30 protein-coding genes are annotated in these 22,657 nt (G+C 61.8%); 17 read left to right on the top strand and 13 right to left on the bottom strand.

All coding sequences use genetic code 11. The annotated features are described in order from the left end of the window. Positions 1 to 89 precede the first annotated feature (89 nt). A complete protein-coding gene (locus tag NKJ76_RS20270) occupies positions 90 to 794 on the top strand; it encodes an outer membrane protein (protein ID WP_352538215.1) in 705 nt (234 codons plus the stop codon). A gap of 96 nt (positions 795 to 890) precedes the next feature. Here the strand turns inward: NKJ76_RS20270 and NKJ76_RS20265 are convergent, their stop codons facing one another. Together NKJ76_RS20265 and NKJ76_RS20260 are read right to left on the bottom strand one after the other, a co-directional pair. Then, the gene (locus NKJ76_RS20265; protein ID WP_023681521.1) at positions 891 to 1,184 is read right to left on the bottom strand and encodes a DUF2218 domain-containing protein; all 294 of its coding nucleotides are present in this window, start codon (positions 1,182 to 1,184) and stop codon (positions 891 to 893) included. A gap of 133 nt (positions 1,185 to 1,317) precedes the next feature. Further along, positions 1,318 to 1,758, bottom strand: coding sequence for a VOC family protein (locus NKJ76_RS20260; protein WP_023805270.1), 441 nt, complete (start codon positions 1,756 to 1,758; stop codon positions 1,318 to 1,320). A 353-nt stretch (positions 1,759 to 2,111) separates the two neighbouring features. Between NKJ76_RS20260 and NKJ76_RS20255 the strand changes: the two genes are divergently transcribed. The 6 genes from NKJ76_RS20255 to NKJ76_RS20230 all read left to right on the top strand — a co-directional run bounded on the left by NKJ76_RS20255 (position 2,112) and on the right by NKJ76_RS20230 (position 5,525). Then, positions 2,112 to 2,708, top strand: coding sequence for a cold-shock protein (locus tag NKJ76_RS20255; protein ID WP_031193130.1), 597 nt, complete (start codon positions 2,112 to 2,114; stop codon positions 2,706 to 2,708). A gap of 113 nt (positions 2,709 to 2,821) precedes the next feature. Continuing rightward, positions 2,822 to 3,394, top strand: a complete 573-nt coding sequence (locus NKJ76_RS20250) for a DUF192 domain-containing protein (RefSeq protein ID WP_352520430.1) — start codon at positions 2,822 to 2,824, stop codon at positions 3,392 to 3,394. 10 nt (positions 3,395 to 3,404) lie between these two features. After that, on the top strand, positions 3,405 to 4,172 hold the full coding sequence (locus NKJ76_RS20245; protein ID WP_352520429.1) for an alpha/beta fold hydrolase: 768 nt from the start codon (positions 3,405 to 3,407) through the stop codon (positions 4,170 to 4,172). Between the two features lie 56 nt (positions 4,173 to 4,228). Continuing rightward, positions 4,229 to 4,600: a hypothetical protein gene (locus NKJ76_RS20240; protein ID WP_156033759.1), complete on the top strand. Its 372-nt coding sequence runs from the start codon at positions 4,229 to 4,231 to the stop codon at positions 4,598 to 4,600. Between the two features lie 34 nt (positions 4,601 to 4,634). Then, the gene (locus tag NKJ76_RS20235) at positions 4,635 to 4,985 is read left to right on the top strand and encodes a hypothetical protein (RefSeq protein ID WP_352538214.1); all 351 of its coding nucleotides are present in this window, start codon (positions 4,635 to 4,637) and stop codon (positions 4,983 to 4,985) included. A 39-nt stretch (positions 4,986 to 5,024) separates the two neighbouring features. Then, entirely contained in the window at positions 5,025 to 5,525 is a 501-nt protein-coding gene (locus NKJ76_RS20230; RefSeq protein WP_023821378.1) for a GNAT family N-acetyltransferase, read from the top strand. On the opposite strand, the gene NKJ76_RS20225 is transcribed toward NKJ76_RS20230, so the two are convergent. Beyond that, positions 5,522 to 6,136, bottom strand: a complete 615-nt coding sequence (locus NKJ76_RS20225) for an HD domain-containing protein (protein ID WP_027050421.1) — start codon at positions 6,134 to 6,136, stop codon at positions 5,522 to 5,524. The genes NKJ76_RS20230 and NKJ76_RS20225 overlap by 4 nt on opposite strands. 133 nt (positions 6,137 to 6,269) lie before the next feature. Between NKJ76_RS20225 and cysE the strand changes: the two genes are divergently transcribed. Both cysE and NKJ76_RS20215 read left to right on the top strand, forming a co-directional pair. Then, the gene (gene cysE / locus NKJ76_RS20220) at positions 6,270 to 7,118 is read left to right on the top strand and encodes a serine O-acetyltransferase (RefSeq protein WP_023667506.1); all 849 of its coding nucleotides are present in this window, start codon (positions 6,270 to 6,272) and stop codon (positions 7,116 to 7,118) included. Positions 7,119 to 7,374: 256 nt separating this feature from the next. Then, positions 7,375 to 7,578, top strand: a complete 204-nt coding sequence (locus NKJ76_RS20215; RefSeq protein WP_006200852.1) for a DUF3126 family protein — start codon at positions 7,375 to 7,377, stop codon at positions 7,576 to 7,578. A gap of 255 nt (positions 7,579 to 7,833) precedes the next feature. Here NKJ76_RS20215 and NKJ76_RS20210 read toward each other — a convergent pair whose 3' ends face one another. Next, positions 7,834 to 8,559 (bottom strand): hypothetical protein, encoded by a 726-nt coding sequence (locus NKJ76_RS20210; protein WP_352538213.1) that lies wholly within the window; start codon positions 8,557 to 8,559, stop codon positions 7,834 to 7,836. A 183-nt stretch (positions 8,560 to 8,742) separates the two neighbouring features. Here NKJ76_RS20210 and NKJ76_RS20205 point away from each other — a divergent pair, with 183 nt between their 5' ends. After that, positions 8,743 to 9,048 carry a DUF6949 family protein gene (locus NKJ76_RS20205; protein ID WP_352538212.1) on the top strand — a complete coding sequence of 102 codons (306 nt, stop codon included), beginning with the start codon at positions 8,743 to 8,745 and terminating at the stop codon, positions 9,046 to 9,048. A gap of 85 nt (positions 9,049 to 9,133) precedes the next feature. Further along, positions 9,134 to 9,661: a gamma carbonic anhydrase family protein gene (locus NKJ76_RS20200; RefSeq protein WP_352538211.1), complete on the top strand. Its 528-nt coding sequence runs from the start codon at positions 9,134 to 9,136 to the stop codon at positions 9,659 to 9,661. Positions 9,662 to 9,704: 43 nt separating this feature from the next. Here NKJ76_RS20200 and NKJ76_RS20195 read toward each other — a convergent pair whose 3' ends face one another. Next, positions 9,705 to 10,064, bottom strand: coding sequence for an ankyrin repeat domain-containing protein (locus tag NKJ76_RS20195; protein WP_352538210.1), 360 nt, complete (start codon positions 10,062 to 10,064; stop codon positions 9,705 to 9,707). An 18-nt stretch (positions 10,065 to 10,082) separates the two neighbouring features. Continuing rightward, the gene (locus NKJ76_RS20190; protein WP_280812998.1) at positions 10,083 to 10,205 is read right to left on the bottom strand and encodes a hypothetical protein; all 123 of its coding nucleotides are present in this window, start codon (positions 10,203 to 10,205) and stop codon (positions 10,083 to 10,085) included. Between the two features lie 234 nt (positions 10,206 to 10,439). Here NKJ76_RS20190 and NKJ76_RS20185 point away from each other — a divergent pair, with 234 nt between their 5' ends. Both NKJ76_RS20185 and NKJ76_RS20180 read left to right on the top strand, forming a co-directional pair. After that, complete coding sequence (locus NKJ76_RS20185) at positions 10,440 to 10,721, top strand: HNH endonuclease (RefSeq protein ID WP_352538252.1); 282 nt, start codon at positions 10,440 to 10,442, stop codon at positions 10,719 to 10,721. An 84-nt stretch (positions 10,722 to 10,805) separates the two neighbouring features. Next, entirely contained in the window at positions 10,806 to 11,465 is a 660-nt protein-coding gene (locus NKJ76_RS20180; RefSeq protein ID WP_352538209.1) for a DUF2726 domain-containing protein, read from the top strand. 188 nt (positions 11,466 to 11,653) lie between these two features. Here NKJ76_RS20180 and NKJ76_RS20175 read toward each other — a convergent pair whose 3' ends face one another. The 3 genes from NKJ76_RS20175 to NKJ76_RS20165 all read right to left on the bottom strand — a co-directional run bounded on the left by NKJ76_RS20175 (position 11,654) and on the right by NKJ76_RS20165 (position 13,924). Beyond that, complete coding sequence (locus tag NKJ76_RS20175) at positions 11,654 to 12,262, bottom strand: transglutaminase-like cysteine peptidase (RefSeq protein ID WP_023830701.1); 609 nt, start codon at positions 12,260 to 12,262, stop codon at positions 11,654 to 11,656. 284 nt (positions 12,263 to 12,546) lie between these two features. Next, positions 12,547 to 13,164 (bottom strand): PilZ domain-containing protein, encoded by a 618-nt coding sequence (locus NKJ76_RS20170; RefSeq protein WP_023667501.1) that lies wholly within the window; start codon positions 13,162 to 13,164, stop codon positions 12,547 to 12,549. Between the two features lie 124 nt (positions 13,165 to 13,288). Continuing rightward, positions 13,289 to 13,924 (bottom strand): PAS domain-containing protein, encoded by a 636-nt coding sequence (locus tag NKJ76_RS20165; RefSeq protein WP_352538208.1) that lies wholly within the window; start codon positions 13,922 to 13,924, stop codon positions 13,289 to 13,291. Between the two features lie 400 nt (positions 13,925 to 14,324). Here NKJ76_RS20165 and NKJ76_RS20160 point away from each other — a divergent pair, with 400 nt between their 5' ends. The 4 genes from NKJ76_RS20160 to NKJ76_RS20145 all read left to right on the top strand — a co-directional run bounded on the left by NKJ76_RS20160 (position 14,325) and on the right by NKJ76_RS20145 (position 17,857). Further along, the gene (locus NKJ76_RS20160) at positions 14,325 to 15,092 is read left to right on the top strand and encodes a rhomboid family intramembrane serine protease (protein WP_023681507.1); all 768 of its coding nucleotides are present in this window, start codon (positions 14,325 to 14,327) and stop codon (positions 15,090 to 15,092) included. A 138-nt stretch (positions 15,093 to 15,230) separates the two neighbouring features. Next, positions 15,231 to 15,662, top strand: a complete 432-nt coding sequence (locus NKJ76_RS20155) for a CBS domain-containing protein (protein WP_023667498.1) — start codon at positions 15,231 to 15,233, stop codon at positions 15,660 to 15,662. Positions 15,663 to 15,864: 202 nt separating this feature from the next. Beyond that, positions 15,865 to 17,364 (top strand): Asp-tRNA(Asn)/Glu-tRNA(Gln) amidotransferase subunit GatB, encoded by a 1,500-nt coding sequence (gene gatB / locus NKJ76_RS20150; RefSeq protein ID WP_023688375.1) that lies wholly within the window; start codon positions 15,865 to 15,867, stop codon positions 17,362 to 17,364. Positions 17,365 to 17,368: 4 nt separating this feature from the next. After that, complete coding sequence (locus NKJ76_RS20145) at positions 17,369 to 17,857, top strand: GNAT family N-acetyltransferase (protein ID WP_352538207.1); 489 nt, start codon at positions 17,369 to 17,371, stop codon at positions 17,855 to 17,857. A gap of 16 nt (positions 17,858 to 17,873) precedes the next feature. Here the strand turns inward: NKJ76_RS20145 and NKJ76_RS20140 are convergent, their stop codons facing one another. The 4 genes from NKJ76_RS20140 to panB form a co-directional block, all read right to left on the bottom strand. Next, a complete protein-coding gene (locus NKJ76_RS20140; RefSeq protein WP_352538206.1) occupies positions 17,874 to 19,274 on the bottom strand; it encodes an ArnT family glycosyltransferase in 1,401 nt (466 codons plus the stop codon). A gap of 182 nt (positions 19,275 to 19,456) precedes the next feature. After that, on the bottom strand, positions 19,457 to 20,521 hold the full coding sequence (locus NKJ76_RS20135; RefSeq protein WP_352538205.1) for a helix-turn-helix transcriptional regulator: 1,065 nt from the start codon (positions 20,519 to 20,521) through the stop codon (positions 19,457 to 19,459). 322 nt (positions 20,522 to 20,843) lie between these two features. Further along, on the bottom strand, positions 20,844 to 21,701 hold the full coding sequence (gene panC, locus NKJ76_RS20130) for a pantoate--beta-alanine ligase (RefSeq protein ID WP_352538251.1): 858 nt from the start codon (positions 21,699 to 21,701) through the stop codon (positions 20,844 to 20,846). Between the two features lie 11 nt (positions 21,702 to 21,712). After that, the gene (panB, locus tag NKJ76_RS20125; RefSeq protein WP_352538204.1) at positions 21,713 to 22,543 is read right to left on the bottom strand and encodes a 3-methyl-2-oxobutanoate hydroxymethyltransferase; all 831 of its coding nucleotides are present in this window, start codon (positions 22,541 to 22,543) and stop codon (positions 21,713 to 21,715) included. Positions 22,544 to 22,657: the final 114 nt, after the last annotated feature.

The raw sequence follows: 22,657 nt of genomic DNA, 5'->3' as shown, positions 1-22,657 counted from the left end.
CTGCAGCAATTTCCGATTTTCCGGCCTGGGCAGCTTAATGAATACTGCATGTCTGTGCTATGCTCTTTCCGACTGCATTGGGGAGTTTCATGAAACGTCTGCTTCTCGCATCCACTTTCCTGATTTCGGCTTGCGGCGCGACGTTCGCCGCCGACGTGATTGAGACCGTACCGGCAGGGTTTGTCTGGTCGGGTGGCTATGTCGGCATCAACGCCGGCTATGGCTGGGGACGCGGTGACGCGGTCGACCAGACGGATTCCTTCTTCGACGAGGAGCTTGGTCAGACCCATGACGTCGATACCGACGGCTTCCTCGGCGGCGTTCAGGCCGGTTACAACTGGCAGTCCGGAGCATTCGTCTATGGCGTCGAAGCCGATCTGGGCTATCTCGGCCTCGACGGCGACAGGACTATCGTCGAAGAGCCGGACAATTTCGGATCGGCGAAACTGGGCGTCTATGGCGATCTGACGGCACGTCTGGGCTACGCCACCGACAGGCTGCTGATCTACGCCAAGGGCGGCGCGGCGGCGACTCACTACAAATTGAGTTATGGCGATACTTTCGATTTTGACGGGGTGCCCGACCCGGACAGCAGCGCATCGAGGAGCGGAGGCCGCTTCGGCTATACGATCGGTGGCGGTGTCGAATGGGCCTTCGCCGACAAATGGACCACGAAGCTGGAATACCAGTACTTCGACTTCGGTAAGGTCCGTTTGACAGATATCGAGGGCAACGACGCAAAGGTGAAGATTGACGCCCATACGATCAAGATCGGCCTGAACTACAAGTTCTGATCGATCCGTCGTTCCGACGGCGTCGCAACCAAGTGACGCCATAACGTCGCCCGGGGCTGGCAGCTTCCGGCGTTCGGCGTTGCGGCTGACAGCAGATCAGGTCGCCGGAGCCTGCTTCCACTCGAAAGTCAGTTCCTCGCGGAAGGCAAAGCGCTTGATGTGATCGGCAACAACGCTCTCCATGCGCTCCAGCGATCCACTTTCATCCGTCGACACCGTGATATGCAGCGCTGCCGCATCGGCATCGAGAACCGTGCGGCCGAGCGACAGATCGATGGTGCCGTGGTTTGGATCGAACTCGACGGGAAATTTGTGCGCCCAGTGCTTGCACAGCTGCTGCAAATAGCGGCTGGCATATGCGGTGGTGACATCGGCACGGCTGGTCGGCATAAATGAATTCTCCTGGATGAGGCACTGGCTTTGTTTGGCTGGCGCGACAGGCAGGTAAATAGGTGCCGTTGCTCGAAATGGCAAAGGCGGCCGGCTTGTCGGCGCGGCCGCCTCGCTCAAGATGGCGTGATCGCTACCAGGTGCCGGTGTTCGGCATCGATGCCCACGGCTCGGCCTTGGGCTTGGCCAGGCCCTTCTGCAGCAGTTCGAAGGAGATGCCGTCCGGCGACTTGACGAAGGCCATGTTGCCGTCGCGCGGCGGCCGGTTGATGACGACGCCATTGTCCATCAGATGCTGACAGGTGGCGTAGATGTCGTCGACCTCATAGGCGAGGTGGCCGAAATTGCGTCCGCCCTTGTACTCCTCCGGGTCCCAATTGTAGGTCAGTTCGATCAGCGGCGCCTTCTCAGTGGTGCCGCTTTCTACATCCTCGGAGGCGGCGAGGAAGATCAGCGTGAAGCGGCCCTGCTCGTTTTCGTAGCGGCGCACTTCCTTAAGGCCGAGCTTGTTGCAATAGAAATCGAGCGAGACATCGACGTCGGCGACACGGACCATTGTGTGGAGGTAGCGCATGGGATTTCCTCGGGGATGTTTGGGTTGCGAGGCAACATAAGGTCCACCCCGCCGAAGGGCAACGAGCATCGACTGAAAGTGGTCACCGGTTTTCGAAAAATCAGATTGCTCTGACAAAAGCGCCGGACACAAGTGGTTGCCGATTTCGGCGAAATCCCTTGCAAATTGCCGACCGGTTGACCGCCCTGATGGATCGTCATTGCTGTCGGCAGCGACGCCGGCAACAACAAGTCAGCTATTCCTGTATTCAACCGTGAAAAAAGGCACGGCAGGTCTTGCACACCCCGGAAGCGGCGGTGTTAATCTAATGTCAAGAATCACTTGCGGTTTTCTTGAAAAAAGGGGGCGTTCTTATGGGGGATAAGGCCTCTTTCACGAGGCGGGATGAGAACCTTGACGACGCCCTGAAGAGTGACAGTGGCGGCGATAGCGCCGACCTTGTCGAAATCGCCGGCGCCATCAAATGGTTCGACGTGGCCAAGGGCTACGGTTTCATACTGCCCGATGACGGTTCTTCGGGCGACATCCTCCTCCATGTCACCTGCCTTCGAAAGGACGGTTTTCAGACGGCATTGGAGGGCGCGCGTGTCGTGTGCCTTGTCAAGCATGGCGACCGTGGTTTGCAGGCTTTCCGGGTGCTGTCCATGGACACCACCACCGCGGTCCATCCGGCCGAGATGCAGGAACAGCGCACCCATGTGGCGGTGACGCCGGAAAGCGGGCTCGAGCGGGCGCTGGTTAAGTGGTTCAACCGCACCAAGGGCTTCGGCTTTCTGACGCGCGGCGAGGGCACCGAGGATATCTTCGTCCATATGGAGACGCTGCGCCGCTATGGCATCACCGAGCTCAGGCCCGGACAGGTCGTGCTGGTGCGTTTCGGACGCGGTGACAAGGGCCTCATGGCTGCCGAGATTCACCCTGATATGGGCACCTTGCCGGTCGCGCATTAGGACGCGAGCCTTCCTGAGGAAGTCAGGACGGCGTTTTTCTTGGTTTCACCACGATCTTATCCGAATACCTGAGACCACTTTTAGGGATCATGGTCTTTGGTCGAGGATTTCCAATGGCGTACAGGAACTGGCTGACAGCGGGCGCGCTCTGCGTCATCGTTGCGGTAGCCGCAGGCGCTTACTTCTATTCCGGGCAGCCGACCGCATCCCAGCAGACGATCGCCGGCGGTCAGGCGATGATCCTTCCCGTCGATCCGACACCCTTGGTCGTGGCGACGAAAGGGGGCAATAAATCGTTTTCGATCGAAGTCGCCGACACCGACTCGGAACGCGAGGCCGGCCTGATGTATCGCCAGGATATGGCCGACAATCATGGCATGCTGTTCGTCTTCGAGATGCAGAAGCAGGTCGGCTTCTGGATGCACAACACGCCGATGCCGCTCGACCTGATCTTTGTTGGACAGGACGGCAAGGTCCGGGCCGTCAAGCACGGCACTCCACTGTCCGATGCAGTCATCTCGCCGGGTGTGCCAGTGCGCTTCGTGCTGGAGCTCAAGGCCGGCTCCGCCGCCAAAAACGGCATCGACCATGGCGATCTGCTGCGCCATCCGGCCGTCGGCACGGTGTCCGGCCCCGGCATGCCGCCATCGGACAAGGGCAACGCGCCCACGCCCGGCGCCGGCTGAGCCGCTCCCGATGCAATTCTTCTCCCATGACGGGTTCGACTTCGCCTTCCTCGACCGCCGGCCGGCGTCGGGGGCGGGCGATCCGGTGCTGATGATCCACGGCTTTGCCTCCAGCCACTATGTCAACTGGGTATCGCCCGGCTGGTTCAAGACGCTGAACGATGCCGGCTATCGCGCCATCGCCTTGGACAATCGCGGCCACGGCTCGTCGTCGAAAAGCTATGACGAGGCCGACTACACCCCGGCCAAAATGGCTTCGGACGCGGCGGCCCTGCTCGACCATCTCGGCATCGGCCGCGCGCATGTCATGGGCTATTCGATGGGCGCGCGCATCGCGGCGTTCCTGGCGCTGTCGGATCCCGGCAAGGTGGCGACTCTGGTCTTCGGCGGGCTCGGCATCGGCATGGTCGACGGCGTCGGCGACTGGGACCCGATCGCCGAGGCGCTGCTGGCCGACGATCCGGCCGCCACCAGCCATCCGCGCGGCCGCTCGTTTCGCGCCTTTGCCGATCAGACGCGTAGCGACCGCCGCGCGCTGGCCGCCTGCATCGCCACGTCGCGCGAACTGCTCAGCGAACACGACATGACGCGCATCGCCCAACCGACGCTGATTGCGGTCGGGACGACAGACGATATCGGCGGCTCGCCCGACGAGCTCGCCGCGCTGATGCCGAACGCCAAGGTGTTTCACATAGACGGCCGCGACCATATGCTGGCTGTGGGCGACAAGACCTTCAAGCAGCGGGTTTTGGAGTTTTATGCCGAAAATCCGCTTTAACCGGTAAGCGATTTTCGGGCGATATGGATTGGGCGGCCGGCGAGGGGTGGCAAACAATGGCACAATGGGGAAGAAGCGCCGACGCTCTGCCGGGCGCCGTCGTGACAAGCAAGTTCGGCAAGCGTTCCGTCATCCTGGCGCTGCTCGCCTTCGGTGCCGGTGTGATAGCGCTGACCACAATGGTGGCGCTTCCGACCCACGCATCCGAGCGTGCCCAGAACATCGCCACGGGTTTCTTCATGGCGGTTTTCCTGCTGGCAGGGCCGTTGGCGCATATTGCCGGATTGATTTTCGGGCTGATGGCGCTGGTGCGTTCGAACGATAGCCGCGTGCTTGGGGTCGTCGGCATCCTGCTCAACGGCGGCTCCTTGGCGGTTGGCTTCCTGCTGCTTGTGGCAATGGCATCGACGATAGGCGCTTTCACCTGATCGGGGACGAGTAATGGCCGGATGGGGAAGAAGCATGATAGCAATGCCCGGCGTGGTGGGGCGGAGCAGCTTCGGCAAACGCTCGGTGATCCTGGCCCTGCTGGCGTTCGCAATGGATTTTGCGGCGGTGGTCACGCTGGCGTTGATGCCAGGCGAGGCGTCGCTGGCCGCTCAAAACGTCCTCGGCGGGGTTTTTCTGGTGGTGTTTCTCGTTGCGGCGCCGCTGGCGCACATCACTGGCGTGGTTTTTGGCTTGATGGCACTGGGACGTTCAAACGACAATCGTGTCCTCGGCATCGTCGGTATCATCCTCAACGGGCTGTCGTTGGTGATCGGCCTGTTCTTTGTTTGGGCGGCCACCAAGTCCGTTGGCGCCTTCAGGTGATCGATCTTCGTCTGGCTTGCAGCCGGAGGCGGTGCCGCTTTGGTTGACCTTCTCGTCACCTATATGGACATGCGCGAACCGAATTCGGCGCCGGCTTTCGACTGCCCGCTATCGGGCGCCACGGTGGCGCGTGAAACACTTGATGTGGCCGACTATATCAGCCTCTACCACGCGGTCGGCGAGCCCGTGCAATGGGACCAGCGGCTGCGCATGCCGGCGGAAGACCTCGAGCGCCTGCTGGCGCTGCCCTCGACACATATCCATGTGCTGCGCGTCGAGGGCGAGGCCGCTGGCCTGTGCGAATTCAACGGCGTCGGCCAGCCTGAGGTCGAGCTGGTTCATTTCGGGCTGGTTCCCGCCTTCCAGGGTCGCAGGCTCGGCCCGTTCCTGCTCGACCAGGCGCTTCGCGCCATCTGGTCGCGGGCGCCGCAAAGGGTCTGGCTTCATACCGACACATACGACCATCCGGCCGCGCAATCGGTCTACAGGCGCGCCGGTTTCAAAGCCTATGCGCAGCGCATGGAGACATTTCCGGATTAGGATTTGAGCGTTTCTAGAGACCGCGCCAGGTTTTGCCTGGCCTGGGGCTCGAACCTGTGGCGGAATTCCTGCGTGTGAAAAATATGCTGGCGCGCGAGGAAAGTCTTGAGAATCGCGCCGCGGCCGGCGCGCCACATCGGCTCCTCGACCCAGCCATATTCGCGGCGGACCGCTTGTTCATAGGCGTCGAAAGCGTCGGCTGACGCACCCAGTATCGCCAGGTCCATGTCGAGGAAAAGCGCTGCGTCGCGGAGGGCGTTCTCATCGGCAAGGCACCGTGGTTGAAGGCTGGGCAGTTCATGCGTGGCGGTGGCGACGATCATCGCCGCTATGCGGCCGAGGCGCTCCGGATCGGTGCGGGCGGCAAGTTTGTCCTGCGCAAGTGCCGCACTCCTGGCCTCGTTGTCCTTGGCGCGGCTGTCATAGATGGCGTCATGGAACCAGATTGCGGCTTCGACGGCGCCGGAATCATGCAGCGATGCTCGATATTCGTCCGCCAGCGCCAGCAACGCCTCGATATGGGCGAGGTTGTGATAGTGGCGATCCGGAGCTTGATAGAGCGCGGAGAGCGCGCGTTTCAGCGGAGCGTCGATCAAGGGTTCGTTTTCCATGGCGGCTTGAATTTCCGTGAACCAAATCCATTTCACCGAGCACTAAGGAAAATTGAGTTCAATCGTGCTATGATCTGGCTTATATGTGCCGCCGGAGAATAGGCAAGCGGCCAGGACGCAGGACAAGACGTCGATGAACAGCATCAGCATTTCCCGCCCCACAATGGTCCAGCCGGTCGATCCGATCTGGCGTTCGGTCCGCGACGAGGCGATGGAAGCGGTCAACCGCGACCCGCTTCTGGCGGCGTTCCTCTATTCGACCATCCTCAACCAGGAGAGCCTGGAGGAAGCTGTCATCCATCGGCTCGCCGAGCGGCTCGCGCATCAGGACATCGGCTCCGACCTCATCCGCCAGACGTTCAAGTCGATGCTGGCCGACGACAAGGAATGGTCGTCGATCGTGCGTGTCGACATCCAGGCCTATTACGACCGCGATCCGGCCTGCGACCGCTTCATCATGCCGGTGCTCTATTTCAAGGGTTTCCATGCCATCCAGACGCACAGGCTGGCACATTGGCTGTGGAATCAGGGCCGCAAGGATTTCGCCCTCTATCTGCAGAGCCGCTCGTCCTCGGTGTTCCAGACCGACATCAACCCGGCCGCCCGCATCGGCAAGGGCATCTTCATCGACCACGCCACCGGCCTCGTCGTCGGCGAGACGGCGGTGATCGAGGACGATGTGTCGATCCTGCACGGCGTGACGCTGGGCGGCACGGGCAAGGCCGGCGGCGACCGCCACCCCAAGATCCGTTACGGCGTACTGATCGGCGCCGGCGCCAAGATTCTCGGCAATATCGAGATCGGCCATTGCTCGAAGATCGCGGCAGGCTCGGTCGTGCTGTCGCCGGTGCCGCACAACAAGACGGTTGCCGGCGTACCGGCCCGCGTCGTCGGCGAGACCGGCTGCGACCAGCCTTCGCGCCAGATGGACCAGCTTTTGCCGTCGCAATCGATGGACCAGGTCGTCAGCTTCGACATCTGATTTGCAACACCCGGCGCGCCGGACTGAAGTCCGGTTGCCGGCGCCGTTGCCTCTGAAGCATGATGCCGAAAAGTGTGAGGCGGTTTTCGGACGACATCATGCTCTACCTCCTTGATTTAGAGGCGGATTTGGATTCGACCTGAAATCATCCGGCCCCAGGGTTCGCGTTCTATCCAGCCGGCTTGCCTTTACATCGCCATTGTCGACGTGCCAGAAGCGCGTTCCAACGAGCAAGCCCGACGATCGGAGAAGACTTTTGAAGCCGGACGAAATCAGAAAGCTGGACGCCTATTTCAAGCGCGTCTTCCAGAATCCCAAACTCGAGGTGAAGGCGCGGCCGCGCAAGGAAGATTCGGCCGAGGTCTATGTCGGCGACGAGTTCCTCGGCATCGTCTTCAAGGACGAGGACGACGGCGACTATAATTTCTCGATGGCGATCCTCGACATCGATCTGGCCTGAGCCCAGACGGCTACGGACTTCGACGATTGGCGGCAGCCAGCTGCGCCATCGTCATCCCGGGGAGAAGCAGCCGCACAGCGGCGTCGCTGAGACCCTGGGATACATTCCGGGCCTCGGCTCAGGAATGTGGCGGTCCAGAACTGCCTCTGCTGCTTCCCAACAGTAATTCTGCACCGCTTCGCTGCCTTAAGGGCATGGAACGGATCCTCGGGTCCGCGCGGCTTCGCGCCCGTGTATGACAAAAGCAGAGGGCCGCTACCGTGCGGTCTTTAAGACGCGCGTGGCCTCGGCGACGATAGCGGCATCAAGCGCCGGCCAGTTGCCCAGCAACTCCCGGGGAAAGCGGTAGCTCAGGCTGAGACTGTCGCCGACCTGGATGTCGCGCTCGCAGGGCGCCAGCGATTCCTCAGCGCTCGGTCCGCTCAGGCAGCGGACGACGAACGGGTCCTTGCCGGCCCGGTCGGCGACCGCAAGCACCTCGTTGAGATAGCCTGATTTTTCGCTAAAGCCGTAAATCGTCGTGCCGCCGGGGCCGGGCGCGCCGGGCTGGCTGATCAGCGCGCTATAGATCGGCGCGAAACGGCCGCTCATGTCGCGCGACATCATCTGCGGTTCGAACGACAGGAAGATGATGTTCTTGGCCGTGCCCGTGTGGTTGAAATCGTCGCGGGCGGCTTCGCTGTAGCCGTCCATTTCGGGATAGCGCAGATAGAGGTCGAGCCGCGAAGCGATGCCGTCGCGGCGCGCCTGCAGGAAGCGGATGGCGTTGGCCGGTACGGCAATGACATTGTTGCCGATCACTACCCTGTGGACCGTGATGTCGTCGGTGTAGCCGGCCATGGCGATCGAGCGGCCGAACCATTTTCCGCCAAGGCTGATCGCCAGCGACAGCAGCGCCAGTGCGGCAAAAGCATAGAACACCCGCTTCATCAGCACGGAATCGACGACGTTGAACTCTTCTGCGGTCGCTGCCTGCTTCATCGCAATCCCCATAGTCGCCGCCCTCTGTCCCTAGGCGGCACACATGCCGCGGCATGGCTCTTGCTGCGCTGGACGCGACTGTGCGATTTCATGGTAAACGGAAGGTAAAGATGAGCCTGCTGCTACCCGCTCTCTTCGCTTTTGCCGTCGGGGCTCACCGCCTGCGGGCTCGCTGGGTCCGTGATGGAACTGGCGGCGGGCCGCCGGCTTGCCTTTGCCGAGCCTTATGTGTCGCCGGCGTACATCCTGCGCTCGCTGGCCACGACCGCTTGCGCCGGGCCGTTCATGCTCGCCAACGATGCGCTCGATGCGCTCGATGCGCGGCGCGAAGGCCGCATTTCCACGCTCATGCTGATGTCCTGCGGCTGCACGGTGATCGCCTGGGCGCTGGTGCTGGGCATCGTGCTGATCGCCATTGCCTCCTGGGGCATCAGCTCTCCTGGTGCGCTTCTGCTTTTGGTGGAATCGCTGGCGCGGTATTTGCCTTGAGGCAAATGCGGGAGAAAACCGGCACGCGGTTTTCCTCGGATTGTTCTAGGGTTTGTCCCGGCCTGCGACGAATCGGAGACTGCAAATGCCGACCTACGCAATCGACGGAAAAGCGCCCCGTTTCGAGGATGCCGACAGCAACTGGATCGCGCCGGACGCTACGTTGATCGGCGACATCAGCGTCGGCCGCAATGCCGGCTTCTGGTTTGGCGTGGTCATCCGCGGCGACAACGAGGCGATCGTCATCGGCGCCGACAGCAATGTCCAGGAACACACGGTGATGCACACCGATCCCGGTTTTTCCCTGACGATCGGGCAGGGCTGCACGATCGGCCACCGCGCCTTGCTGCATGGCTGCACGATCGGCGACAACAGCCTGATCGGCATGGGCGTCATAGTCCTCAACGGCGCCAGGATCGGCAAGAATTGTCTGGTCGGCGCCGGCGCGCTGGTCACCGAAGGCAAGGAGTTCCCCGACAATTGCCTGATCGTCGGCTCGCCCGCGCGGGTGATCAGGACGCTGGACGACGCCGCGGTCGCCAGGCTGCGCGCCTCGGCCGCGCACTACGTCGCCAACGGCAAGCGCTTCAAGGCGGGGCTGAAAGAGACGTAAGGCCAGCCGGCCAATCTTGTCCCGACGGTTCATTGCGCCCAACTCACTGTCCGTCGGAGCCGCGCCCGGCCATCGCATCGCGCAGCAATGAAGCGCCGTCCTCGAAGCCGGCATTGTCGGCTTCCTTGAGGGCTGTCGTATAGTCATCAATGCGGGTTTCGAGTGCCGGGTCGGCGCCCACCGCCAAAAGCAGGCGGATCGCATCGACACTGCGGATGGCCACAGCATAGGGAAGCGGCGTCCAGTCGTTCACGCCCCGCATGTCGGGGTCGGCGCCACCGTTGACCAGCACCTGGGCGATTTCCAGTCTGTCGGTTCGGTCGGTGGACAGAGCAGCAATGATTGCCGGAAACCCGCCATGATCCGGATAATTCGGATTCGAGCCGGCATCGAGCAAGGTCAAGATGAACCCGACGGGGCTTCAATAGACCGCATACTCCAGCGGGTGCCCGAGGCCGATCTCGAACGGCATGTGCTCGTCGAACCAGCGGGGCGTGCCGCAATGCCACGCCGAGCCCCGCGAAATCGCCGGTCTTGAAGGCACCGTCGATCGCCTCGAACAGGCGATGGCGCTCGCAGTGATCTTCGGGGATTTCCAAGATCGCCGCGATCCAGAAGGCAAAACTAACGGCCTATAGTGCCTCGATCTCCTGCCCGTGGAAAGGCGGTCGTTAGATGCGCTTGGCGGGGGCGATAGGGAGGTGTCGACTGTGCACGGTCCCTTACAAGAGACGGATTGACGTTTGGCCGCTACCATAGTTCCCTGTTGCGGGGGGATATGACGGATCTAAGAAACCTTCAGTATCGTGCCTGGGTGCGCCGACATTTAGCTAAGAGCCAAGGCGGGAAATGTTGCTATTGCAAGCGCCAGTTCACGAAGAGCGGCTCGACCCGTTTCACCATTGAACACAAGAAAGCTCGAATGGACGGCGGCTCTGACGATCTGAGCAACCTTGCAGCCGCTTGCTTTTATTGCAATCAACATCGCGGCCTACAAAAGAACCGTGCCCGGCAAAAAGCGCAGCGACAAGTTCAAACTGACCCCACTACCCAAAATTGACATCGCTGGCCCCTTGGCTGCTTATTGTTGCAACTGGAACTAGGCCGTCAATGAATAATCTAGTCGTGGAGGTAGCTTACTTGCATGCCACCGGAGTACGTTGAGCTAATCGCGAAACCTCTTCTGCCAACCGCTATTTTCCTCGCGGGCGTTTTCGCTGGCATGGCCCTAGAGCGTTTCGTGTCAAGAATTCGAAAGCAGGCATGGAGGAAGAGAAACCGCTGGCGGTGGGCGAGAGAGCGCAGTGGTGGTGACATCCTTAGCGGCCTGTGGACCGCCACGAAGCCTGTTTCCGCGCCACCGAAACCAATTGATCCAGCTGACCAGTTGCGAATTGTCATGGATGCGAACTTCACAGTTCAACCGCTTCTCAACAAGAGTGAAGCGCGCGTCTTCAAGGAACTCGACCGTATGGTTATTGGCTGTAATCCAGCATGGCAGGTTATGGCACAAGTGTCTTTGGGGGAGATCCTGCGCAGCAAGGACGCGGACGCCTACAGCTGTATCAACTCGAAACGCGTTGACCTCCTCCTCGTGGACGAGAATTGTTTGCCTCGACATGCCTTGGAATACCAAGGTCACGCGCATCATCAGGGTTCGGCTGCGGCGCGTGATGCGGTTAAGAGGGAAGCCTTGCGAATAGCGGGTATCAGTTATCACGAGATCGTCGGTGGCCACACTACACCTTCCGAACTCAAGCGGCTGGTTGAGAAACTCGTGGACAAGCCCCTAGCAGCTCAATAGCTGGCCTATGCCAGCTTCGGGAGCTTGGCTGATCTTCTAGCCATCCTCCAGAAATGGTGGAGCCGGCCCGGGGACGGGGCCGGCTCCTTAAAACCCGGTCGTTGGGGACGGGGAGGGTGGGGACTCGACCGGGCTTTCTCGTTAGGCACGTCGCATTATTCGATGTGCTTGACCTCTGTGATGGCGTCCTAGCGGACGCTGGCAACCGCGTCGGCGCGGCCGTCGTTGATCGTCACCCACACGCCGGAATTCTGGTCGGACTGGCGCTTCAGGTAGGTGTAGTCTGTGTCGGTCCAGGACAGCACCTTGGACTCCAGATTATCGAGGATGAACTCGCCGAGGCTGGTGCGCACGGTCAGCACCGCATGGCCGTCGCCATTTTGTTGGCGCGCCACGGTCATCAAGAGATTGCCGGCGGGAACGCCAAGCGCCATCAATTCGCGGCGCTTCTCCAGCGCATAGTCCTCGCAGTCGCCGAAGCCGCTGCCGGGATAGGACCAGACCTCTTCCTTGCCCCACATTTCCATGTCGGTGCGCGGCACGATCCGGGTGTTGACAGAATTGTTGACGTCGACGATCGCCGCCCACAGCTTGCGGGTCAGTTCGACCGGTGCCTGCTTCGGCGTGCGCTGAGCGCACTCCTGCGGCAGCTTCTGGCAGAATTCGTAGTGACCGACCGGCTGTGTCGTGCGGCCGCCAGTGTGCATGTAGGCCGGTCCTGCTGCTTGCGCCGTTCCCCAAGCGGAAAGTTGCATCGCCATTGCCAAGAGCAACAGCTTGCCCCACGTCTTTGCCATTCGTCAGTCTCCCCGTTTGAGGAGACAATGACAGCGTTGGATTTATTTGACGCAAAAACCCGAAGTAGACATTGAGTAAAAGCTCAATAGAATAAGCGTAAAATTTGATCTATTTTAATCTAAAATCGTTCAGGTCTCGCCGCCGAGCCGAGGCTTTCGCGGCGCGATTTTGGCTGGGAGCCGTGGATATCTAGCGTAGCGGCGGCGAGGCGCATGGCGGAACGCCGGCAACAAAAAACCGGCCGCGCAGGGCCGGTTCGTCTTTGCTGCCTGTTGCCGATCGTTCAGGCGCGCGGGGCGTTGAACTCGGAATCGAGCGTTTCCGGGCGCTGGATGACGGCGAATTCGATAGCGACGCCATCCTCGAAATGACGCACCACCTGGCCACGCATGGTGCCCAGCATCACCTGGATGCCGAGCGCCGGCTTGACGTCGATCTCGACCGCCGCGCCCGACAGCGACAGGTCGATGATGCGGCACTGGTACTGCCGCCCATCGGTGAGCTGCAGCACGCTTGTCGGGTTGCGCGGCGCCACGCGTTCGTGGCGGCGGTCTTCCGGCAGGTCAAGTTCATGCTTGTTGGCGAGCCAGGTCAACTGCGCGGCAAGCTTGTCCTTCTTGCGATCCGAAGCAATGACGGTCATGGCGAAGCCGTCCTGCGAGGTGCGCGTCACCACGCCCTCGATACGGCCGATATGATCGATATAGGCAATGATTTTTTCGCCCGGCATGCCGACGCGCTCGGTGCGCAGCGCGACATTGCCCGGCGACATGTCGACGACCTGGCAAGGGTGCTCGGTGCGGTCCTCCAGCATGAAGCGCCCGTAGATCTTGACCCGGACGCGCTGAAAGTTACGCCTTTCGGCGCGGGACGGTGCGTATTCGACCGCCGCTGACCTCATGACTGCCTACACCCCGTTGGCATTCCCGCGTCGTGCGTGGAATCTCGGCAAAAACTACAGCCAAGCAGGTTAACAAAGGGGAAAAGTGGGCCCCCGATAGTTAAGATTAGCGCCGGCTTGGAGACTATTGCTCGCGCCCGCCGTCGAACACGACGAGGTGGCGGATACGGCGCGACCGACCGAGCGCCGAGATCGTCTCCGGCGCTTCGAGTTCGGGAGCCAACGACGGAACGGATATTTCCGGCCGGTTTTTCAGGAACATCGGGTCCTTGTCGGGATCGATGACGCGGATGGCATCGATCAGCGCATCGGTGATCGGGTCGGCGCCCAGCCAGAACGGCTTTTCCACGGCGCTGATGACGCCAAGGCAGCGCGGGTTCTCGACGCCGCCGTCGAGCGGCAGCGCAAGCAACTCGAAGTGGTTGGACCGGCCGCTGCGGCTGAACCCCTCATAAGTGATCAGCACCACGGATTTCTGCTCGAAAACGCCGTGAATGAGGCGCGACACCAGCCGCTGGTCCTTCTCGCGCCATAGCGAGGGGAACGAAAAACCCTTGAGCTCGCGGCCGTAGCCGGCGCAAAGCCTGGTGCCGGCAAGCCGGAACACCGCTTCGCCGCGCGTATCCCTTTCCAGGATGAAGGTGTCGGCCAAAAGCGCCTTGATATCGGCTGGTTCGACTTCCGAACGCTTTGGGGCAGGACGTCCATGACGCAGGCGATTCCAATAATGGAACAGCGCGATTGATCCGTTCTGGTTCATGCTATGAAACTCCGCGCATTCTGCCGTCTGATGGTCCCATCGGTGAACAGAAAGGGCGCCCTCCGATGACCTACATGCGTTCCGGAGCAGGATGCGTGCCAGCGTCGTTAAGACTTGTTCACGGGTCGGGGACGTTAAGGTTAACAAATGGTTTACGTTGCGCGCACAGGCTCGCCATGGCACACCAAAACCACTCCAGAAGCGGTCGTTTCGCGACGACCAACAGCACTTCGGTCAATAGTTTTAGGGGAGCAGGGGGCTCGACCAGCCGTTCAAGGGAAACCTTGGACGGCTTCTTTTTGATTCGCGGTTTGTGATTCGCGCTTTGTGATTCGTAGTTTGTGATTTGTCCGGGCATGGCCTAGATGCTCGCGACACGCAAATCCCTGGATCAGAGCATATGAGCGAACCGGCCGGCCCCCTGGAGACCGAACAGACCGCGGAGGCGCCGCCGCCGCGCCGCGAGCCGGTGTTCAACCTGCCACCGGTGGTGCTGGCGGTGATCGGCATCTGCGTCGCCGTCTTCCTGCTGCAGCAATATGTGCTGACCGAAGAGCAGCAGATAACATTGCTCACCGACGGCGCCTTCATTCCGGTCCTCTACACCGGCCAATACGGTTTCGACTGGTTCCTCTTCACCCGTCCTTTCACCTATGCCTTCATGCATGGTGGCGTTGCCCACATTGCCATCAACATGGTTGCGCTGGCCGCCTTCGGGTCGCCGCTGGCCAACCGTCTCGGCTGGTTCTGGTTCGCCTTGTTTTTCGCCGCCACCGGGCTGGCTGCGGTGGTGCTGTTCTGGGCGGTCCATCCATACGGCGAAGCACCGCTGGTCGGCGCTTCCGGGGCGATATCGGGCATGATGGGTGCGGCGGCTCGCTTCGGGTTCCGTACCGACCGCTCCTCCGGCAGGGCGGCATTTGCCGGTCCCGTGCTGCCGATCGCAATCGTTTTGCGCATGCGCGGCGTCGTCAATTTTCTCGGCGCCTGGATGGTCATCAATCTCGCCACCGGCCTTTACGGTCTCGGGCTCGGAGAACCCGGCCAGATCGCCTGGGAAGCGCACATTGGCGGCCTCGTCGCAGGCTTCTTCGGATTGCGCTGGTTCGACCGGCGCTGGCGGGCGCCTGAATGGGAGATCCCCGACGACCAGCGCACCCCCGACTAGCGCACTCTATTGGCGCACCCCACTGGCACACCCCACTGGCACACTTGAAAAGCAACCGATCACGGCGCACGATGTTCACTCTTATGTGAAGCCGGTCAGGGCGGGAGCTGGCTAGCCAAGCAGGAGGAGGAGGACGCCATGACGGTTAAGGCAATTCTCGAGAGAAAAGGCCATGACGTGTTCACGCTCGGGCCGAATGTAAAGCTCAGCGAAGCCATTCGAATCCTGGCCGACCACAAGATCGGTGCACTGGTCATCACCAACGGCGATCGCAAGATCGTCGGCATCCTTTCCGAGCGTGACATCGTGCGGGTCGTTGCCAGGGAAGGCGCTGCCGCACTTGATATAACGGTACGCTCGGCGATGACGCCGAAAGTGAAGATCTGCAACGAGAACCACACGGTCAACGAGGTGATGGAGATCATGACCAAAGGCCGTTTCCGCCATCTGCCGGTGGAAAAGGATGGGCTGCTCGACGGCATCGTGTCGATCGGCGACGTGGTCAAGCGCCGCATCGAGGATGTCGAGCGCGAGGCCGACGAAATCAGGGCCTATATCGCAACGGCCTGACCTGACGAAGAAACCGCCGACCGAATACCGGCCGGCGGCGTTCATTCTATCGGTTGCCGAGCGGCCGAAAGGGGCTGAAAAGGCCAGCCCACTGCTCTGCGCTGCTTTGGGCGCTTGTCTCGCGAAGCGGTTTGCACTAGCGAAGACCGATACCCAAATTCGCGAAAATCGCAGTTTTCGCGAGCCAAAAGCGCAGGCCACCATGACCCTTATCGATACCCGCACGCCCGATGCCAAACGTTTTATTCCCGGCGCTACCGGCGATTGGGAGATCATCATCGGCCTCGAGGTCCATGCGCAGGTGACCTCGGAAGCAAAGCTGTTTTCCGGAGCGTCGACGACTTTCGGCGCGGCGCCCAACGCCAATGTCAGCCTGGTCGACGCGGCCATGCCCGGCATGCTGCCGGTCATCAATGAGGAATGCGTCAAGCAGGCGATCCGCACCGGCCTCGGATTGAAGGCGCAGATCAACCACAAGTCGGTTTTCGACCGGAAAAACTATTTCTATCCCGACCTTCCGCAGGGCTACCAGATATCGCAGTTCAAGCAGCCGATCGTTGGCGAAGGCACGATCGTCATTTCGGTCGGTCCCGACCGGCAGGGCGAGTTCGAGGACATCGAGATCGGCATCGAGCGCCTGCACCTGGAGCAGGACGCCGGCAAGTCGATGCACGATCAGCATCCCACCATGTCCTATGTCGATCTCAACCGCTCCGGCGTGGCGCTGATGGAGATTGTCTCCAAGCCCGACATGCGCTCCGCCGACGAGGCCAAGGCGTATGTCACCAAGCTGCGCACCATCGTGCGCTATCTCGGCACTTGCGACGGCAACATGGACGAAGGCTCGATGCGCGCCGACGTCAACGTCTCCGTTCGCAAGCCCGGCGGCGAATTCGGTACGCGCTGTGAGATCAAGAACGTCAACTCGATCCGCTTCATCGGCCAGGCCATCGAGTTCGAGGCGCGCCGCCAGATCGCCATCCTCGAGGATGGCGGCAAGATCGACCAGGAAACCAGGCTGTTCGACGCCGTCAAAGGCGAGACGCGCTCGATGCGCAGCAAGGAAGAGGCGCATGACTACCGCTACTTCCCCGATCCCGACCTTTTGCCGCTGGAGTTCGACCAGGCCTATGTCGACGCGCTGGCCAAGGAGTTGCCGGAACTGCCCGACGACAAGAAGGCGCGCCTGATCTCCTCACTTGGCCTGTCGACATACGACGCCTCGATCCTGGTGTCGGAAAAGCCGATCGCCGACTATTTCGAGCAGGTGGCCTCGGGCCGCGACGGCAAGCTTGCCGCCAACTGGGTCATCAATGACCTGCTCGGCCAGCTTAACAAGGCCGGCAAGGGCATTGAAAATGCTCCTGTAACACCGGAGCAGCTCGGTGCCGTGATCGACCTGATCAAGGAAGGCACCATCTCCGGCAAGATCGCCAAGGATCTGTTCGAGATCGTCTGGAACGAGGGCGGCGATCCCCGCCAGTTGGTCGAAAGCCGCGGCATGAAGCAGGTCACCGACACCGGCGCCATCGAGAAAGCGGTCGACGAGGTGATCGCCGCCAACCCCGACAAGGTCGAGCAGGCTCGCGCCAAGCCGACCATGGCCGGCTGGTTCGTCGGCCAGGTGATGAAAGCCACCGGCGGCAAGGCCAACCCGCAGGCGGTCAACGATCTGGTCAAGGCCAAGCTCGGTATCGAATAGAACAATGTTCGTCCGCACCGCCAGCGAACGTGACCTTGCCGCCGTCCGCGCGCTGCTGGTCGAAACCTGGCACGCAACCTACGACACGATCTATGGCGCCGAGCGGGTGATCGAAATTACCGACGACTGGCATTCGATCGCCTCGCTCAAGGCGCGGCTGACAAGGCCGAACTCGGAATTCCTGGTCGCCGATGACGGCAAGCGTATCGGCGGCATGGCTTTTGCCGCCGCAACGACGGATGCGAAGATCGTGCTGCTGAACCAGCTCTATGTACTGCCGGCCTGCCAGGGGCAAGGCATCGGCCAGGCCTTGCTGGACGAGGTCGAAGCCAGCTTTCCCGAGGCGAACAGGTTGCGCGTCGAGGTGGAAGAGGCCAACGTTCCGGCCATCGCCTTCTACCGTTCGAAGGGATTTTTGCCGGTCGGCAGCACAGCCGATTGCGGCGGCGGTTCGGGGTTGCCGGCGCTGATCTTCGAGAAGCCGCTGGGATAGGCGTCCGACGAAACGTTCAGTGCTGTCCCTTCAGAACGACCAGATAGCCGCGTTCCACCGGCTGCCGGAAGGCGATCTGTTCGGATGTGCCCGGATCTTTCGATTGCTTTTCGATGACGTAGCCGCCGGGATGAGACTTGAGCCATTCCTCAGGCTTGTCGGCGTTCTCGAATGGCTTCTCTATTCGCCCAAGGAAACCGACCTCGCCCTGATAGTCGTAAGCGACGGCCCAGTCGGCGTCCTTTCGTTCGTCGATGAAGCTCGCCAGCGGCGTGAGATCGTAGCGTTTGAACACGGTCGCCGAGGCGGCGGCGTGGCCGATGGCGAAAAGGGCAAGCATGACAAAGGCCGTCGCCCTCAGCCTGGCGACTGAAATCTCGGCCATGAAGTAGCCCAGCAGAATGGTCGCGAACGGTAGTGCCGGCACGACATAGTGCGGCTGCTTGCCGGATATGGCGCTGAAGACCAGCAGCACCGCAATGAACGAGAACGACAGCAGGCGCAGGGCACGCAGATCCGGGGATTTGGTGTCGATCAGGCTGCGTATCCGGGCAACCGGCCTCAGCCGCCACACCGGGGGGATAAAGGCCCAGGGCACGAACATGAGCGGCAACAGCATCAGGTAAAAGTAAAACGGCCGGCCATGCGAATTGTGCAGGCTTCCGGTAACCCGACCTGCCGACTGGTTCCAGACGAGATCGTAGACGAAACTGCCCTTGGTCAGGATGGTCGCGGGCGCCAGCCATATAGCGACCGGGACAAGGGCGGCGAGAATTGCCAGGCCGGCTCCGGCAAAGAACTGCAAAGGGGCAAGGCCGGCTCGCCGGTCACGCCAGAGGGGATAGAGCAGGACGGGCGCGCCGATGTTAATGAGCACGACCGGGCCTTTGGCCAGCACGCCGAGCCCGATGAAGAGACCCGCCAGCACCGCCTGCCAGCGGTTGCCGGTCCTGGCGAAGCCCAGCAACGCCAGCAGTGCGGCGACCACACAGGCCGTCAAAAGCATGTCGAACAGGATCAGGGTCGAATAGATGACAAAGACGGTGCTGCCGGCCACCAGCCAGGGGATGCGGCTGGCGATGTCCTGGCGCTCGGGAAACAGGGTTTTGGCCAGAAGCGTCGTCAGCCAGATGACCAGCGACGAGGCGGCGAAGATGACGAGCATCGCCGCCGCGCGGCTCACACCGAAGATGTTCCAAGAGAGATCGATGAGCCAGAACAACAGCGGCGGCTTCTGCAGATAGGGCGCAAAGTTCATCGTCGGTACGAAGACATGTCCACCGAGATACATCTCCCAGGCGACGCTGAGATAACGCGTCTCATCGACCGGCAGTAGCGGACGGAAAGCGAGCGCGATGCAAAGCAGGGCCAGCAGGAAGAGGTAAGGCAGCAGCCGTTCAATTCGTGTCGGTATCAAGTTCGGGGACCGCCCAGGAAATGGTTTCCACGTCCGGTCGTGCACGATGCACCGTCTCCGGACCGGAGCAGAACCGCACCATGATTTTGGCCGAATTGCAACGATGCCGGCTTGGTATTGTGGATTACGCCTGCGTACCGGCAAATAGTTGAAAAATTTGACGATTGGCTCCGAGTATGGCTTCAGGCCGAGCGCAGCGGCGGCGTCAATTCGCGCATCAGGAGTTCCAGCTCTCGCTGGTCGCCGGTGGCGGTCTTGTCGAAGATGATTGCCAGCTGTGATTTGACGGTGCCGTCCGAGACGCCGCTGGCAGCCGCGATTTCACGCCGTGTCAGCCCGGCGGCGACATGGCCGGCGACACGCTTTTCCGCTGCGGTCAGTCCGAACAGCGCAGCGATCGCTTCCAGCGCCGGCACTGATGCGGCGCCGGCGGCGGAAATGAAGATGGCCGCGGCGGCGCGCGGCGACATGCGGGCCGAAATGTCGCGTCGCGCCAGAGGCATGACATGCGCCACCGCCGGAGACATGGCCTTCACCAGCGGAATGTTGATGCCGGACGGTCCGAGCGCGAATTCGTCGCGCGTGCCGAGCTGGACGGCGCGACCGATGGCGGTGTTGGCGTTGGCATAAGCGAAGGACAGCTGGCCGCGCACCGAGGACACTGAGGCGGTTTCGGTGAGCAGGGCTTCGGCTGCCGGATTGGCGAAAATGATCTGCATATCGTCGGCGACGATCAGCACCGGATGGTCGAGGCTCTCGAGGATCGAGCGAAAGACGTCGGCCTTGCGCCGCTCGGCCTCGAACAGGTCGCCGATGGTCACCGCACGCCGGACATGGGGGGCGAGCGTGGACATCAGGTCGATATCGCTGGCTGAAATCTGAGGCCTGTCCTTATCGGTAACCAGCATCAGCGTGCCGGTGCGCGCCGGCTGCTTCATCAGCGCCACCCAGAAGAAATCGTCGAGACGGTTGGGTTCCACCCACTCGCGCACGATGCGGCTTTCGAGCCAGTTCTGGCGGGCGTCAGGGCCTTGCAGGGCGTAGACGCTATCGACGGTGAACGGCATGTCGATTTCCATCTTCGGCACCGCCTTGAAGAAGGGCACCTCGCAGGCGTAGTCGCGCTGCAGCGGCTCAAGCAGAACCGGATCGCCGCAGGAAGTCGAAAACCGGGCCGAGTTTCTCGCCGTATCGACGACCGCCAAGCATGGCAAGGCGGCCGAGCGCCAATTTGCAGATTGATTCAAGCGTCGATGGCCAACGGCCGACATCGACAATCGAATCATAGATCGCTTCGACGATCTGCGGCAGGGCGCGACCGAATATGTTGGCCTGGACAGACACGTAGAGCCTCGTAAGTATTGCAGCGTAGTGGCAGGTCACACACTGTCTCCGCCTGGGGGTCGCACACAACATAGCCGGGCTGGTTACGTCTGTGAAACGTCTCACAGCGGCGTTCGGTGTATTGTGAGCGCTTACGGGCTGGCCAGAACATGCCTGATGAGCCGTTGTCTAAGAGCGCTCGGGCCGGTCTGCGATACAAATCAAAGTGAATGGAATTGGAATTTTTCAGGGAATGAATGAGGAAACTTCCACATTGTCGATCAACCTGGTTCTGCCAAGCCACGCCGCGGCAAGCAGGCGGCCATCGCCGTCACGCCGCCACGAGGTGAGCGTCAGGCTCTCGCGCGCGGCGACATAGTCGACGCTGTCGAAGCCTGCCTCGAGAAGCGCGGCAGTGGCTTTACCGGTCACGCCGTTTTCATCGGCACCGGCCGCGAGCGCTGCCGCCGTCTGGCGCAAGATGACATTGAGCTGTCGCGCGACGTCGAGTTCGGCGGCGTCGAGATAGGCGTTGCGCGACGACATTGCCGGGCCATGCGCATCGCGCACGGTTGGCGCGCCGACGATGTGCACCGGAAGTTCGAGATCGCGGCAGAGCTTTCGGACGACACAAAGCTGCTGGTAGTCTTTTTCGCCGAAGATGGCGTAGTCGGGCAGGGCTTGCAGAAAGAGCTTGGCCACGACCGTGGCGACGCCCTCGAAGAAGGTCGGCCTGAAATCCGATTCCAGGCCAGAAGACGGGCCGCCCACCGAAATTTTTGTGGCAAAGCCTGCCGGATACATTTCGGAAACCGTAGGGGTGAAGGCAAGCTGTGCGCCGGCCTCGGTCAGCCGGTCGAGATCGCGGGCCAGCTGCCGCGGATACTTGTCGAGATCTTCAGTGGGGGCGAACTGGGCCGGGTTGACGAAGATGGAGACGACGCAGCGATCGGCCGTTGCGAGCGCGGCCCCGACCAGCGAGATATGGCCGTCATGCAAAGCGCCCATGGTCGGCACCATGGCGACGCTCAGGCCTTCGCGCCGCCATTCGCGGATCTGCGCGCGAAGGCCGAGCACGGTGTCGACGACGAGCGGCTGGCTGATGGGGGGCCGGTTCATGCCTTGTCCTTGTCGCTTGCGGCTGAAAAGACGTGGCCCGGCCCGGGGAAGGTGCGGCTGCGCACCTCCGCTGCGTAGCGCGCTGCGGCATTGGCGACCACGCTGCGCAAATCGGCGTATTCCTTGACGAATTTCGGCACCCGGTCGACCGTCAGGCCGACCATGTCGTCGATGACCAGGATCTGGCCGTTGCAATCGCGGCTGGCGCCGATGCCGATGGTTGGAATGGCAATGCGCCGGGTGAGGTCGGCGGCAACAGTCTCGACCGTGCCCTCGATAACCAGCGAAAACGCGCCGGCCTTTGCGACCGCGTCGGCGTCGCGCATGGGCGCGGCCACATTCTCCGGCGTGCGGCCCTTGATCTTGTAGCCACCGTCCTTTTCCACCGATTGCGGCTGCAAGCCGATATGGCCCATCACTGGAATGCCGGCCGCGACGATTGCGGCGATCTGGAGGGCGACGTCGACGCCGCCTTCCAGCTTCACCGCCTGGCACCCGGTTTCCTCAGAGATGCGGCGCGCCGAGGCAAGGGCTTGCGCGGCCGAAGTCTCGTAGCTGCCGGCCGGCATATCGACCACCACGCAGGCCTTTGATGAACCGCGCATCACGGCCTGGCCATGGGCGATCATCATCTCCAGCGAGGCGCCGAGCGTGGTCTTGTGGCCATGCAGCACCATGGCAACGCTGTCGCCGACCAGGAGAAGGTCGACATGATCGTCGAGCAGGCGGGCGACGGGATAGGTGTAAGCGGTAAGGCATACGACCGGCACGCCGCCCTTGCGGGCGCGTATTGTCTCCGCACTGATCCTGGCGACAGCTAAGGCCATTCCTCACCTCCCGCAGCCGGCGTTGACTACAACGCCGCGCGTCCCGTGGACGCGCAAAGGACGCTGTAGCACTTGGGTTTGCGCATGATCCTTTCCGAAAATCGATTTCGATTT

This window comes from Mesorhizobium sp. M0029 (genome assembly GCF_040323735.1).
Classification (GTDB): domain Bacteria; phylum Pseudomonadota; class Alphaproteobacteria; order Rhizobiales; family Rhizobiaceae; genus Mesorhizobium.
The sequence above is the reverse complement of the archived record's forward strand: the minus strand, read 5'-3'. Positions and strand labels throughout refer to the sequence as shown.